The organism is Massilia aurea (genome assembly GCF_024753205.1).
GTDB classification, from domain to species: domain Bacteria; phylum Pseudomonadota; class Gammaproteobacteria; order Burkholderiales; family Burkholderiaceae_D; genus Telluria; species Telluria aurea.
The window spans coordinates 586,114-600,731 of sequence record NZ_JANUGZ010000001.1 but is presented as its reverse complement, the minus strand read 5'-3'; the positions used below and the strand labels follow the sequence as shown (position 1 = coordinate 600,731).

Annotated in this window: 7 protein-coding genes and 2 riboswitches; of the genes, 3 read left to right on the top strand and 4 right to left on the bottom strand. The window is 65.8% G+C overall.

Annotated elements, in window-relative coordinates; genetic code table 11:
* The first annotated feature begins 9 nt into the window (after positions 1-9).
* Positions 10-4,716, top strand: a complete 4,707-nt coding sequence (locus tag NX775_RS02410) for a pilus assembly protein (RefSeq protein ID WP_258834550.1) — start codon at positions 10-12, stop codon at positions 4,714-4,716.
* 120 nt (positions 4,717-4,836) lie between these two features.
* On the top strand, positions 4,837-6,513 hold the full coding sequence (locus tag NX775_RS02405) for a peptide chain release factor 3 (protein WP_258834549.1): 1,677 nt from the start codon (positions 4,837-4,839) through the stop codon (positions 6,511-6,513).
* A gap of 72 nt (positions 6,514-6,585) precedes the next feature.
* Here the strand turns inward: NX775_RS02405 and NX775_RS02400 are convergent, their stop codons facing one another.
* Positions 6,586-7,587, bottom strand: coding sequence for a DUF3108 domain-containing protein (locus NX775_RS02400; RefSeq protein WP_258834548.1), 1,002 nt, complete (start codon positions 7,585-7,587; stop codon positions 6,586-6,588).
* A gap of 250 nt (positions 7,588-7,837) precedes the next feature.
* Here NX775_RS02400 and NX775_RS02395 point away from each other — a divergent pair, with 250 nt between their 5' ends.
* Complete coding sequence (locus NX775_RS02395) at positions 7,838-9,550, top strand: methyl-accepting chemotaxis protein (RefSeq protein WP_258834547.1); 1,713 nt, start codon at positions 7,838-7,840, stop codon at positions 9,548-9,550.
* 25 nt (positions 9,551-9,575) lie between these two features.
* On the opposite strand, the gene gcvP is transcribed toward NX775_RS02395, so the two are convergent.
* The 3 genes from gcvP to gcvT all read right to left on the bottom strand — a co-directional run bounded on the left by gcvP (position 9,576) and on the right by gcvT (position 14,111).
* Complete coding sequence (gene gcvP / locus NX775_RS02390; RefSeq protein WP_258834546.1) at positions 9,576-12,458, bottom strand: aminomethyl-transferring glycine dehydrogenase; 2,883 nt, start codon at positions 12,456-12,458, stop codon at positions 9,576-9,578.
* A gap of 95 nt (positions 12,459-12,553) precedes the next feature.
* Positions 12,554-12,934 (bottom strand): glycine cleavage system protein GcvH, encoded by a 381-nt coding sequence (gcvH, locus tag NX775_RS02385; RefSeq protein ID WP_258834545.1) that lies wholly within the window; start codon positions 12,932-12,934, stop codon positions 12,554-12,556.
* Positions 12,935-12,992: 58 nt separating this feature from the next.
* Entirely contained in the window at positions 12,993-14,111 is a 1,119-nt protein-coding gene (gene gcvT / locus NX775_RS02380; protein ID WP_258834544.1) for a glycine cleavage system aminomethyltransferase GcvT, read from the bottom strand.
* Positions 14,112-14,157: 46 nt separating this feature from the next.
* Positions 14,158-14,254: riboswitch (glycine riboswitch) on the bottom strand.
* A gap of 17 nt (positions 14,255-14,271) precedes the next feature.
* A riboswitch (glycine riboswitch) is annotated at positions 14,272-14,356 on the bottom strand.
* Between the last annotated feature and the right edge of the window lie 262 nt (positions 14,357-14,618).

Below are 14,618 nucleotides of genomic sequence, written 5' to 3'. Positions count from 1 at the left end.
GGATATCGCATGAAACAGTCTCTTACTACCATCCTGGCGCTGCTGGCTTTGTCGCTTGGTCTCGGCGCCACGCCGGCACTGGCGGGGCCGACCTCGCTGGCGTCCATGCCCTTGATGAGCCTGACCGGCAGCGGGACGGTCAAGCCGAACCTGATGCTCTTGTACGACGATTCCGGTTCGATGGCGTACACCTACACGCCCGACTACGTCAACGACAACACGACCTGCCGCGCCAGCAGCACGCTGGCCCTGGGCCTGCGCGAATGCGCGGTCGGCGACGTGCCGTATCACACGCCGCAATTCAACCGCCAGTACTACAACCCGGACATGCGCTACAAGCCGCCGGTGAAGGCCGACCAGAGTTCGTACCCGGAGCAGAACCGGGCCACGACGAGCGGCTGGACTAACGTGACCACCGACGGCTTCAGCCTCGAGTACCGGGACCTGGCCGGTGCATCCTCGCAAAAGACCAATCTGGTCACGGGTTTCCCCGACCTGGAGTGGTGCGACAGTACCGGCGAATGCCGCCGCAACGTGATCGGCTACACGTATCCGAACCGCACCTACACCAGCCCGAACGCCGTGACCGGCAACGCCTATTACTACCGGCTGAACGTCAACGAATACTGCAGGGACAGCAAGCTCCAGAGCTGCGTATCGACTGCCGTGAACGCCGTCGCACCCAACACGACCTACAGCAAGCCGGCGCCGGTGCGCTGGTGCGACAGCACGAGCCTGACCAACTGCCAGGCCAAGTACGTGGGCAGCTACAAATACCCGCGCTTTGGCGACCCGAACCGCCCGGTCAACTGGTACAGCACGATCACCATCAACAATTCCGGGTCCGACAGCACGCTGACGCTGACCAAGGTCACGTCGGCCAGCGTGGCCGGCCTGCAGGAAATCACCAACGGCGCCATGACCGTGACAGGCGGCACCAATACGGCCGCCGAGCAGCTTGCCCTGGCGGTCGCGCTGGCCAAGTCGATCAATGCCAAAATGGGACTGGCACGGCCGTTCTACGCCTGCGTGCAGACGGCCTCCGGTACGGCGCCCGCCTGTTCAACTTATGGCATCACGCTGCCGGCGGCCAACATGCTAGCTGTGTTCCCGATTGCCTGCCCGCGCACCACCGACAAGAACGGCTGCCAGGTCGTCAGGGAAGGCAGCCGCACGGCCGAAGAACTGATCGTCGAATCGGGCGCCCGCGTCACGGCGCTGCTGCAGTTCAGCGGCATCGCCGGCGATAACACGCGCAGCGTGCTGACCAATCTGCGCTTTGCCGGCCAGACCTGGTTCAGTCGCGGCCTCGAGCTGACGCGCAGGGGCACGGCCGCGCAGATCGCCACGCAGCTCGCCACCGAAATTGGCACTGGCGGCACCGTCAAGGCGTACGTCGGCGGCAACGGCATTACGCCACAGTGCGCGGCGGCGCCATCGACGGCTTTGTGCCTGGTGGGCCCGCTGTCGGCCGCCGGGACCGCTGCCACCATTGGCGCGATCAATAACCGCAACACGCTCGCCTTCACGTCCGTGGCAGCGGTGACCGACCAGGTGCCGACATCGGTGTCAGGCGTCGATACTGGCGTATTCACGCGCACCGACATCGTCGCCACGCGCGACGCCTACCCACGCACCGAGGCGCGCACCGACTGCCGGGCCGAAACCTCCTGCACCTACGACGAAGAAATGACCAACTTCGCCAACTGGTATGCCTACTACAAGTCGCGCAACCAAATGATGAAGACGGCCGTGGGCCATGCGTTCCAGCCGCTGGACAAGGACTACAAGGTGGGCCTGGTGGGCCTGCAGCGCGCCGCGAACCAGACCGACTACATGGGCAACGACCAGATCCTGTATCCGAAGTCGTTCGCCGGGGGCGATCGCACCGCCTGGTACAAGGCGCTGTATGAAATGAACAGCGCCGGCGGCACGCCGGTGCGGCTGGCCCTGAACGAGATGGGCAATATGTTTGCCAACAAGGGGATCTTCAAGCAGGCGCAGGGCGCCGAAGTGATCGAATTCCCCTGCCAGCAGAACTTCACGTTCGTCACGACCGACGGCTACTGGAACGGCGGCAGCGTCGCCGATGTCGTCAACAACGACAACAAGGACGATCCGGCGCGCTTCTGTACCCAGGACACCGGCTGCGTCGACACCAGCGCGCAAGCCAAGCCGTCTCTGGCCGACGTCGCGCTGTACTGGTACAACGGCGGCCGCAACACGCGTGCCCCGGCCGCCAAGGACAATTCGCTGCGTCCCGAGCTCGAAGGCGACGACGGCGTCGTGGCCGGCGACCGCAACAAGCGCCTGCACATGCGCACCTATGGCCTGGGACTGGGCGTGGACGGCGTCATGACCTACGAGCCGAAGTACGATACCGCGCGCGAGTCGGGCGGCGACCTCGACAACATCATCAACAAGGTGGCTGTCGGTTGCCCTTGGACGAGCGACGGCGTGTACCGCTGGCCCGATCCAGTGGTCGACAAGGTGGCGCTGTCGGATACCTACCAGTCGCGCGTGGACGACCTGTGGCACGCGGCCATCAATGGCGGCGGCAAGTACTTTGCTGCGTCCGATCCGCAGCAGGTGGTCGAAGGGCTGAACGAGGCTCTGAACGACATCCGCCAGGCGACCGGCGCGGCCGCCTCTGCAGCTACCTCGACACCGAACATCACGCTGGATGACGCCGACATCTTCTCGTCGACATTCACCACGGTGAAGTGGACTGGCAACCTGGCCAAGCGGGTACTCGACCCGGTGACCGGCGAGGTCGATAAGAAAGTGATCTGGAGCTCGTCCTGGACCCTCGGCCAGCAGGTGGCCGCTGCCAGCGACACGCGCACCATCTGGTACCGCGACCCGGTCAGCGGCACGCGCAAGAATCTCGTGTACGCGGACATGGGCGCCGACCGTGCCTGGTTCGCCAACAAGTGCTCGCTGATGTCGCAATGCGCCAACCTGAACAGCGCAAACCAGGCGATCGTCAACAATGGCGAGACGATCGTCAACTGGCTGCGCGGGCACCAGCAATACGCCAACAACGTGATCCTGCGCGGCTATTCCGGCCCGAGCGAGACCGAGATCGAACCGGACAAGCCGGCGCAGCCGGTGGTGCTGGGCGACATCGCCTCGTCCAAGCCGGCCTACCTGCGCGGCGCGCGCAAGAGCTACGTGGCCGAAGGCTACGACGCCTACAAGGCGGCCCAGGCCGGACGCAAGCCGACCGTGTTCATCGCCGCCAATGACGGCATGCTGCATGCGTTCGACGCCGTCAAGGGCACCGAAATGTGGGCCTACATGCCGCGCATCACGATGAAGAAACTGTACCGCCAGGCCAGCGTGGGCTATGCGACCGAGCACCAGTTCACGGTCGACGGTTCGCCCGAACTGGCGGACGTGCAGATCAACGGCGCCTGGCGCACGATCCTGGTCGCGGGCCTGAACGCCGGCGGCCGGGGCTACTACGCACTGGACGTCACCGATCCGGATGCGCCGGCGCCGCTGTGGGAAATCTGCGCCGACGCCACCGTCTGCGCCGGCCCCCTGCACCAGCCCGAGATGGGCTTCACGTTCGGCAATCCGCAGTTCGGCACCATCAAGGACGGCAAGGACGCCAACGGCAACGACAAGCAGCGCTGGGTAACGTTCCTGACATCGGGCTACAACAATATTCCCGATGCGGACGGCGTGGCCGGCGGCAGCGGCAAGGGGATCCTGTTCGTGGTCGATGTCGCGACCGGCCAGCAGGTGCTGAACCTGGGCGACCGGGACATCACCCACGCCGACACGGGCCTCTTGACCACCGGCTCGGGTGGCATCGGCTCGGGCAGCGGCGTGGCCGATCCGTCCGGCCTGGCCAAGATCACGGCGATCACCGCCAACCCGAACACCGATCCGCTGGTGACCTACCTGTACGGGGGCGACAACTTCGGCCAGATGTGGCGCTTCGATTTCACCGGCGCCAAGGTGGCGCGGGTGCGCATGGGCAGTGCCGGCGTCAACCAGCCGATCACGTCGCGGCCCGACGTGGCGCTGTGCCAGGTCGATACGACCGGGCAGGGGGCGGACGCGTCGCCGACGCGGCGCGTCGTGACCTTCGGCACCGGCCGCATGCTCGACTACATCGACATCAAGGATGTCGGCGAGCAGAGCGTGTACGTGCTGGCCGACACGGGTACGCCGGTGGCCGATGCCAAATGGCGCGCCGCCGACACGTTCTCGGAGCGCCAGTTCACCGAGACCGTGCCGTATAACCCCGCGAAGCCATTGGTGCCGCGCTCGAACCGCTTCACCGTTGGTGGGGCGATCGTCAATCTGGGCGCAAAGGCCGGCTGGTTCATCGACTTCGACAAGAACGCGGGCGAACGGGTCAACCTCGATCCGAAGATCGTCGCAGGCACCTTGTCGGTGGTGACGAACCTGCCGCAGTCATCGACGGCCTGCAACGTGGGCGGCTCGAGTTACGCCTACCATCTGGATGTCTGCACCGGTCGCGCCGTATCCGGCAATGTCGCCGGCGACGGTGCCGGCGACATTGCCGGTTCTCTGCTGTCGGGCGATGCGGCGGCCGTGGGCTTCATCATCGTGCGCCTGCCGTCGGGCGCGCTGAAGATGGTCACCACCACCGCCAAGGGCGACACCATCACGTCCGAGGTAACGTCGGCCACCAGCCAGGATGCCCGCCGCACCGGCTGGCGCCGCGTGCGCGACTGACGCCACACGCTGTGCCTGCCCGGGCGCGCGCCGTATTCTGTTCACACGGCGCGTGCCCGAGACGGTAAAATCGAGGGTTTTCCGACAAGGGCCGTCACAGGTCCACAACTGGGCTCGATTATGGCCAACGACACCGATATTTCCAGCGCCGACGATCCGTCCGGCGCAGGCGCCGACCTTGAAGTCGCCGCCAACCGCCAGGCCGGCACGATCGCGCGCGAAGTCGCGCGCCGCCGCACCTTCGGCATCATTTCCCACCCCGACGCCGGTAAAACGACGCTGACCGAAAAGCTGCTGCTGTTCTCGGGCGCGATCCAGCTGGCCGGTACCGTCAAGGGCCGCAAGAGCGGTCGCCATGCGACGTCCGACTGGATGGACATCGAGAAGCAGCGCGGCATTTCCGTGGCCTCGTCGGTGATGCAGTTCGATTACCGCGACCACGTCATCAACCTGCTCGACACCCCGGGCCACCAGGACTTCTCGGAAGACACCTACCGCGTGCTGACGGCGGTCGACTCGGCGCTGATGGTGATCGATGCCGCCAAGGGCGTCGAATCGCAGACCATCAAGCTGCTCGAGGTGTGCCGCATGCGCGCCACGCCGATCGTCACGTTCATGAACAAGATGGACCGCGAAACGCGCGATCCGCTCGAACTGCTCGACGAAGTCGAATCGGTGCTCAAGATCGAATGCGCGCCGGTGACCTGGCCGATCGGCATGGGCAAGAACTTCCGCGGGGTGTACCACCTGCTGAAGGACGAGATCATGCTGTTCAAGGCGGGCGAAGAAAAAGCCGACGGCGCCTTCGAGATCGTCAAGGGCATCGACAACCCGCGCCTGGCCGAGATGTTCCCGCTCGAAATCGAGCAGCTCAAGATGGAAGTCGAACTGGTGCACGGCGCCTCGCACGAATTTGACCTCGAGCGCTTCCTGTCGGGTGTGCAGACGCCGGTGTTCTTCGGCTCGGCCATCAACAACTTCGGCGTCCGCGAAATCCTGTCGGCCCTGGTCGACTGGGCGCCATCGCCGCGCGAGCGCGACGCCACGGTGCGCGCGGTCAAGCCGGACGAGCAGCCATTCTCCGGCTTCGTCTTCAAGATCCAGGCCAATATGGACCCGGCCCACCGCGACCGCATCGCGTTCCTGCGCGTGTGCTCGGGGCGTTTCGAAAAGGGCATGAAGGTCAAGCACCTGCGCCTTGGCCGCGACGTCAAGCTGTCGTCGGTGGTGACGTTCATGGCCTCGAGCCGCGAACAGGTCGAAGAGGCATTCGCCGGCGACATCATCGGCTTGCCGAACCACGGCAATATGCAGATCGGCGACAGCTTCACCGAAGGCGAGATGCTCAGCTTCACCGGCATTCCGTACTTCGCACCGGAGCTGTTCCGCTCCGTGCGCATCCGTAATCCGCTGAAGATGAAGCAGTTGCACAAGGGGCTGCAGCAGCTGGGCGAAGAGGGCGCGGTGCAGGTGTTCAAGCCGGTGCTGGGTGGCGAACTGATCCTGGGCGCGGTCGGCGTGCTGCAGTTCGAGGTGGTCGCCAGCCGCCTGCTCAACGAATATGGCGTCGATGCCGTGTTTGAAAGCGCAAGCATCAGCAGTGCGCGCTGGGTGTCGAGCGACGACAAGAAAAACCTGGCCGACTTCGAAGCCTCGCTGGGTCACAACGTTGCCTACGATGCAGCCGGCAATATGGCCTATCTGGCCACGTCCGGCGTGAACCTGCGCCTGACGCAGGAACGCTGGCCGAAGCTGACGTTCCACGCAACGCGTGAGCACGCGGTCAAGCTGGCTTGATGTCGGCGCGTGCCTGGGTTGATTGAACGCGTGGACGGCGCAGCCGTCCACCCTACGTTGTTTGCGCTGCTGTTAATTCGTCTGCGCGGCGCTGATCGCGCAGACGGTTTGCGTGCGCACCGCGCCATCAGGTCCGCTCAGGCGCAGTTGCACCGGTAGCCAGGCCTTCGCTGGCGCCAGCCACACCTCCAGTTGCGGCGCGCCATCGTCGGCCAGCCGCACCAGGCGCACTGTCTCCAGCGTGCCGATCCTGGTGTCGAGGGATTCCTGACCTGCGGTCTCGAAATACACCACGCGCGCGCCAGTCACGCCGCCCACCCAGAACGCCAGCCTGCTGCGCAACTGGTCCGGGTCGGCCTGGCCGATGCTGGCCAATTGCAGCAGCACCGAGGCAGCGTCCTGGCTGCCGGGGAGCAGCTGCGCGCTGCGTCCGGTGACGCCATCGACGATCTGGCCGCGTGCGCGGTCGAACACCGTCGTCGCCCGGCCTGCACCCCATTGCTCGCTGGTCCGGCGCGGCGACATCCCGGCGTCGTCCAGACCGCCTTCGCTGACGATCTCGCCCAGTATCCCATCCAGTTCCAGGCGGTAGCTGCTGCCATCCGTTTCCCAGGCCAGACGCGCGTCGCCGCCATTCACCCCGTTGACGCAGTAATCGATGCGCACCGAATCGTGCGAGGCGGTGCGGTATTGGCTGGGCCTCTGGGGCGGACTCGTGTCCTGCTGCGGCAGAGCTGCGCGGTCGCTGGCGGCTGGCGGCGCTGCCGTGGGCGGGCTGAATGGAGGTTCGGCGGTCGCAGGCAGGTCCTGCGGCAGGGGAGCGGGTGGGGTGGGTGGTGCGGACGGGGCTGCTGGGGCCGGCGGGGCTGCGGGCATCCGCACAGGCGGCGCCACCGCTGGCAGCGACGTGCTGGCGCCGGGATCCGCGAGCGTCACGGTCAGTGGCCCCGTCGCCGCCAGGCGCGGCGCGGGACGCGGATCGAGCCACATGATGGCCAGCAGGTGCAGTGCCAGCGACAGCACGAGCAGGGTGGGCAACAGCAGGTGGCGTCCGCGGAAAACAAAAACTGTCATACCCGCAGTGTAGCGCGTGCGGGTGCGCGAGGGTGTATCTGGGAGGCAATTGCTCAGTCAGTGGCCCGGTAGCTTGCGTTGTTGCGCGGCCGGTGGCCGGGCCGGGTTTGCGCCATCACAAACGAAACGCGTGACACGCGACGTACAGTCATGAATGCACTGAGGAAATGGTGCGCGAGAACTCAAGTGAGGATGCCATGACGTTACCGCCATACGCCACGCGCTGTGCCACGCTGCCGTCGGGGGCGTTATGCTGAGTCGCCTGCGTATCGGCCCCAAATTGCTGCTGGCCCCGGGCGCTGTCCTCGTGCTGCTGCTGGTGCTGTCCTGGGCGGCCTATGTCGCGCTGGCACGCCAGAATGCATCGCTCGAATCGATCGTCGGCCAGCGCGCCGCCAGCCTGCACGCTGCCGCCAGTCTGGGCACGCAGTCGCACAAGGCGCATGCCGACATCTACCGTTACCTGAGCTGGATGGGCGGCAGCTTTCCGCCGGCCCGCACCGAGCCGCTGCGGCGCGACATCCTGGCGCAGCACGGGCGCATTGCGGTTGGCCTCACGACGCTGTCGACCGGTCCGCTGACCGGCGCCGAGCTGCGTCACGTCGAGCAGGCCGCGCAGGCGCAGCGCCGCTATGCGCGCGCGGTGCGCGACGTCATCGAGCTCGCGCCACTGGACGGCTCGATCAGCGCCAACGCGATGCAGAAGGCCGAAGCCGCGTACGCGCTGGTCGACCAGCGCCTGGCCGGTCTCAGCGCGCTCGAAGACACGCTGGCGCGCCAGGCCGCCGCGGGGGCCAAGGCCGACTTTCGCATGGTCTCGCTGCTGATGCCCACCGTGCTGGTGCTGGCGATCGGTCTGTCGCTGGCCATTACGTTCGCCGTGCGCCGCATCCTGCTTGGCGAGATCCGCGGCATCGGCCTGGCTGCCAGCAGCCTGGCCAGCGGCAACCTCACGGTGCAGGAACGTGACTACGGCAGCGACGAAATCGCCGACACCTCGCGCCTGCTCGATGCCAGCATCCGCAATCTGAATGGCATGCTGTGCACGGTGGCCGAAGCAGCGCGCACGATCGGCGCGGCCTCGCGCGACATCAAGCTCGGGAGCCTGAGCCTGGGCAGCCGCGCCGTGTACCGCGCCGGGGCGCTGGCCGACACCGAGGACACGCTGCAAGCGCTGGCGGCGAACGTGCGTGACAACGTCGACGATGCCCGCGCCGCCAACCGCCTCGCTGCCGGCGCCGGCGACGTTGCGCAGGACGGCGGCGGTGTCGTCGAGCGCCTCGTGACCACGCTCGACGCGAGCCGGCGCAGCGCGCAGCAGGTGATGGCGATCGTCGATGCGCTGGAAGTGGCGGCAGGCGAAACGGGCACGCGGGTGTTGAATGCGGCGCTGGACGCCTCGCGTGCGCCAATGAGCGCCACGGATCTGGCAGCGGTGGCGACCGAGGTGCGCGCGCTGGCGCGGCGGGTGGCCGCGGCCAGCCAGGAAATCCGCGCCGTGATCGCGCAGTCGGTGGCGCAGATCGACGGCGGCGAGGCATGGGCGCTGCACGCTGGCAGCAATATGCAGCGCATCGCCAGTTCGGTGCGCGATGTCGAACATCTCGTCGGGCGGATTGGCTCGACCGGCGATGGCCAGGCCAAGCAGTTGCAGGGCGTCAGTCAGGCGATCGTGCAGATGGACCAGGTCACACGCCAGAACTGCACGCTGGTCGAGGAAGCCGCGAGCGCCGCGTGCATGCTGCAGATGCAGGCGATTGCGCTGGCGCGCACCGTGGCCGGGTTCAGGCTGGAAGAGGGGGATGGCACCCAGGAGGCGCCGGGAACAACGCCTGCGTTAGCGCCAGGCCCCAATGAAAACAGCGGCGTTCCCGGCGAACCCACGCGCGAGCGGCGTGGGTCAAACCGGGAACGCCGCCGTCACTCGGCATCGCATTTGCGGCTCGCATCGAGCCGCAAATGATGCCGCTGCGGGAGCAGGTCAGTGATTACTCGTAATCGCTGATCGGCGCGCAGCCGCAGAACAGGTTGCGGTCACCGTACACATTGTCGGCGCGGCCGACCGGTGGCCAGTACTTCTTCTTGCGCAGACTCGCGACCGGGAACGCCGCCACTTCACGCGTGTAGCCGTGGGCCCAGTCGTCGCTCGTGACCACTTCGGCCGTGTGCGGTGCACCCTTGAGCGGATTGTCCATGCGGTCGTACTCGCCGCGCTCGACCTTGACGATCTCGGCGTGGATCGTGATCATCGCCTCGATGAAGCGGTCGATCTCGGCTTTCGATTCCGATTCGGTCGGCTCGATCATGAGTGTGCCCGGGACCGGGAAGCTCATGGTCGGCGCATGGAAACCGAAGTCCATCAGGCGCTTGGCCACGTCTTCGTTCGAGATGCCGGTCTTGTCCTGCAGCGGACGCAGGTCGATGATGCACTCGTGCGCCACCAGACCATCGTGGCCCGCGTACAGTACCGGGTAATGGGGCGCCAGGCGGCGTGCGATGTAGTTGGCATTCAGGATCGCCACTTCGGTCGCTGCGGTCAGGCCATCCGCGCCCATCATCGCGATGTACATCCACGAAATCGGCAGGATCGAGGCCGAGCCGAAGGCTGCAGCGCTGACGGCGCCGATACCTTGTTCGTCACGCACGTAGCCGGTCGAGAGCTGGTTTGGCAGGAACTTGGCCAGGTGCGCGCCGACGCCGATCGGGCCGACGCCCGGGCCGCCACCGCCGTGCGGGATGCAGAAGGTCTTGTGCAGGTTCAGGTGGCTGACGTCGCCGCCGAACGCGCCCGGCGAGGCCAGGCCCACCAGTGCATTCATGTTGGCGCCGTCGACGTACACCTGGCCGCCGTGCTGGTGCACGATCTCGCACAGTTCCTTGATGCCTTCTTCGAACACGCCGTGGGTCGACGGGTAGGTGACCATCACGCAGGCCAGATTCGCGCTGTGCTGCTCGGCCTTGGCTTTCAGGTCGGCCAGGTCGACGTTGCCGTTTTCATCGCAGGCGGTGACGACGACCTTCATGCCGACCATGCTGGCCGACGCCGGGTTGGTGCCGTGGGCCGACGACGGGATCAGGCAGATATTGCGGTGGCCTTCGCCACGCGCCTGGTGGTACTTCTGGATCACCAGCAGACCGGCGTACTCACCCTGCGAGCCGGCGTTCGGCTGCAGCGAGATCGCGGCGTAACCGGTGGCGGCGCACAGCATCGCCTCCAACTGCGTGATCATTTCACGGTAGCCGACGGTCTGATCGTTCGGTGCCAGCGGGTGGATGTTCGAGAACTCGGGCCAGGTGACCGGCACCATCTCGGACGTTGCGTTGAGCTTCATCGTGCACGAACCGAGCGGGATCATCGTGCGGTCCAGCGCCAGATCCTTGTCGGCCAGTGCGCGCAGGTAGCGCAGCATTTCGTGCTCGGCGTGGTAGCGGTTGAAGGTTGGGTGGGTCAGGTATTCGCTGGTACGGGCCAGGGCCGTCGGCAGCGCGTCGCTGGCGTCGGCGTCCAGCGCGTCCAGGTCAACGGATTTGCCGTCGCCGAAGATCGCCATCAGCGTGGCCAGGTCGTCGCGGGTGACGGTTTCGTCGAGCGCGATGCCCACTTGCGTGGCGTCGATCTGGCGCAGGTTGATGCCGTGCGCGGTCGCGGCGGCGTGGATCGCGCCGGCGTCCTTGACGCGCACGGTCAGCGTGTCGAAGTAGGTCTGGTTGACCAGCTCGAAGCCCAGTTGCTGCAGGCCGGCGGCCAGGATCGCAGTCTGGCGGTGCACGCGGCGGGCAATGCGCTCCAGACCCTGCGGGCCGTGGTAGACCGTGTACATGCCGGCCATCACGGCCAGCAGCACTTGCGCGGTGCAGATGTTCGACGTCGCTTTTTCGCGGCGGATGTGCTGCTCGCGCGTCTGCAGCGCCAGGCGGTAGGCCTGGTTGCCTTGCGCGTCGATCGTCACGCCGACCAGGCGGCCGGACATGCTGCGCTTGAATTCGTCGCGGGTGGCCAGATAGCCGGCGTGCGGGCCGCCGAAACCGAGCGGCACGCCAAAGCGCTGGCTGTTACCGACGACGACGTCCGCGCCCCATTCGCCCGGCGGCGTGAGCAGCGTCAGGGCCAGCAGGTCGGCGGCCACGATCACCATGCTGCCGGCGGCGTGCAGTTTCTCGACGGCGGCGCGGTAGTCGCGCACTTCGCCATTCACGCCAGGGTATTGCAGCAGCACGCCGAAGCAGGTTTCGCTCAGCGACTCGATGTCGGCCGCGGCGATGGTGCGCACTTCAACGCCGATTGGCAGCGCGCGCGTTTCGATGATTTCGCGGGTCTGCGGCAGCACGTCGTCGGCGACGTAGAACACTTTCGACGCCGACTTGCCGACGCGCTGGATCAGCGTCATGGCTTCGGCGGCGGCGGTGCCTTCGTCCAGCATCGACGAGTTGGCGATGCCCATGCCGGTCAGGTCGGTCACGGCCTGCTGGAAGTTCAGGATCGCTTCGAGGCGGCCCTGCGAAATCTCTGGCTGGTAGGGCGTGTAGGCGGTGTACCAGGCCGGGTTTTCGAAGATGTTGCGCAGGATGACCTTCGGCGTGAAGGTGCCATAGTAGCCCTGGCCGATCAGCGACTTGAGCACCTTGTTCTTCGAGGCCAGGCCTTTAAGAGTGGCCAATGCTTCTTCTTCGGTGCGTGGCTCGGCGAACTGGCCCAGGTTGATCTTGTCCTTGCGGCGGATATTGGCTGGCACGACGGCGTCGATCAGCGCGGCGCGGGTCTCGTAGCCGAGGGCCGACAGCATCGCTGCCTGGTCGGCGTCGGACGGGCCGATGTGGCGCGGGATGAATGAATCACGTGCTTCGAGTTGGGTGAGGCTTGGTCGGGTCATGTTGGGGGACACAGTCTGCGGCGACGTTGAAGGAGAATGGCGGGTGGTGCAGGGCGGTGCGCCGCGGCGGGGCCGGCGGCGCACCTGGAGGCGGATCAGTGGTCGGTGGTCTTGCCGTAGGCGTCAGCGTCGAGCAGATTGTCGTACGAGCCGGCGTCGCTTGGCGCGAGCTTGAATAGCCAGCTGCCGTAGGCATCCTGGTTGATCGAGTCCGGCGCGTCGGCCACTGGCTGGTTCACGGCGGTGACGGTGCCGTCGACTGGCGAATAGATGTCGCTGGCGGCTTTCACCGATTCCACGACGGCGGCGTCGCTGCCGGCGGTAAAGGCCTTGCCGAGCTGCGGCAGCTCGACGAACACGATGTCGCCCAGCGCGTCCTGCGCGTACTCGGTGATGCCGACGGTCAGGGTGCCGTCTTCTTCGCGGCGAACCCACTCATGGGATTCGGTGTATTTCAGGTCGGTAGGGATGTTCATGAGGACTCCGGGTAGTTGGGTGGATAGCAGTATAGGTGTTCTGGGGTCCAGGCAGCGTTCAGGAGGCCAGCACTTTACCGTTGCGCACGAACGGCAGCTTGACGACGCTGGCGGCCAGGCGCTTGTCGCGGATGATCACGTGGACGGTGTCGCCGATGGCCACGTCCATCGGCACGCGCGCCAAGGCGATCGCCTGCTGCATGCTCGGGCTGAAGGTGCCGCTGGTGATTTCGCCTTCCAGGCCGGAGGCCGCGACCACTTTCTGGTGCGCGCGCAGGATGCCGCCTTTTTCGCGCAGGATCAGGCCGACGAATTGCGCGCCCTGGCCCTTGGCCTGGAGCGCCGCCTTGCCGATGAAGTCGCGCTCCGAGACCAGGTCGATCGTCCAGGCCAGGCCGGCGTCGAGCGGGTTGACGGCATCGTCCATGTCCTGGCCGTACAGATTCATGCCGGCTTCCAGGCGCAGCGTATCGCGCGCGCCGAGACCGGCCGGCTTGATGCCGACGGCGACAAAGGCATTCCACAGCGCTTCGGCTTGCGAGGCCGGCACGCCGATCTCGAAGCCGTCTTCACCGGTGTAGCCGGTGCGGGCGATCATCGCTTCGCCAAACGCGGTATCAGGAACGATGACGGCGTTGAACGGCTTGAGGTTTTCCGATGGCGCCTGGGTGGTCGGCAGCACCTGCCACACCTTGGCGCGCGCGTTCGGGCCCTGCACGGCGATCAGCGCGATCGGATCGTTGCCATCGCGGCGCGCGGTAATCGTCACGCCGCTGTTGGTGGCGGTGTTCTGCTGATTCATCCAGGCGACGTCTTTTTCGGCAGTGCCGGCGTTGACGACGATGCGGAACCATTCTTCGGACAGGAAATAGACGATCAGGTCATCGATGACGCCGCCTTCGGGATTGAGCATGCACGAGTACAGGGCCTTGCCCGGCACCTGCAGCTTGTCGACGTTATTGGCCAGGAGGCCGCGCAGGAACGTGCGCATATTGGCGCCTTTGACGTCAACGACGCACATATGGGACACGTCGAACATGCCGGCGTCGCTGCGCACCGCGTTGTGCTCTTCGATTTGCGAACCGTAGTTGACGGGCATGTCCCAGCCGCCGAAATCGACCATCTTGGCGTTGGCGGCGCGGTGAGCGGAATTGAGCGGGGTCGCTTTGAGCGTCATGGAATCCTCAGGCAGAAATAGGGGTACAGCACGGTCGTCGTGCGCTGTCGACCCCTCTGTCCTTGGTACCTGAGAGATAGCGGCTGTGCGCCGCTTGCCCCTTCGGTGGACCGCTACCGCGGCCGCTCTCCAGAGTTGAACCGCCGCGCGTCGCGCCGCCGTCCCTTGACCGGTCCTTTTGCCTGAGAGTTTATGGGTGAGTGCCCCTTCGGCGGCAGCATGCTGCGCTCTCCCGATCAAGACTGCGGAGGATATGCCACCCTTTGCCGACTGTCAACCGCCCACCCCCACCCATAATTAGGGTCAGAGTCGAATTGTTTGACAACTTTCGATAATTGCCCAGTAAGTCGACTCCGACCCTCATTATTTTTGACCTTCACGGCAATAAAAACGATGCATTCAGAAAATTAAGTGACAAGCAGAATCAAAGGCCCATTTTGATAGCGCTAAAGGTTCAAATAATAATTAGGGTCAGAGTCGAATTGTTTGACAACTTTGGGGAATTGC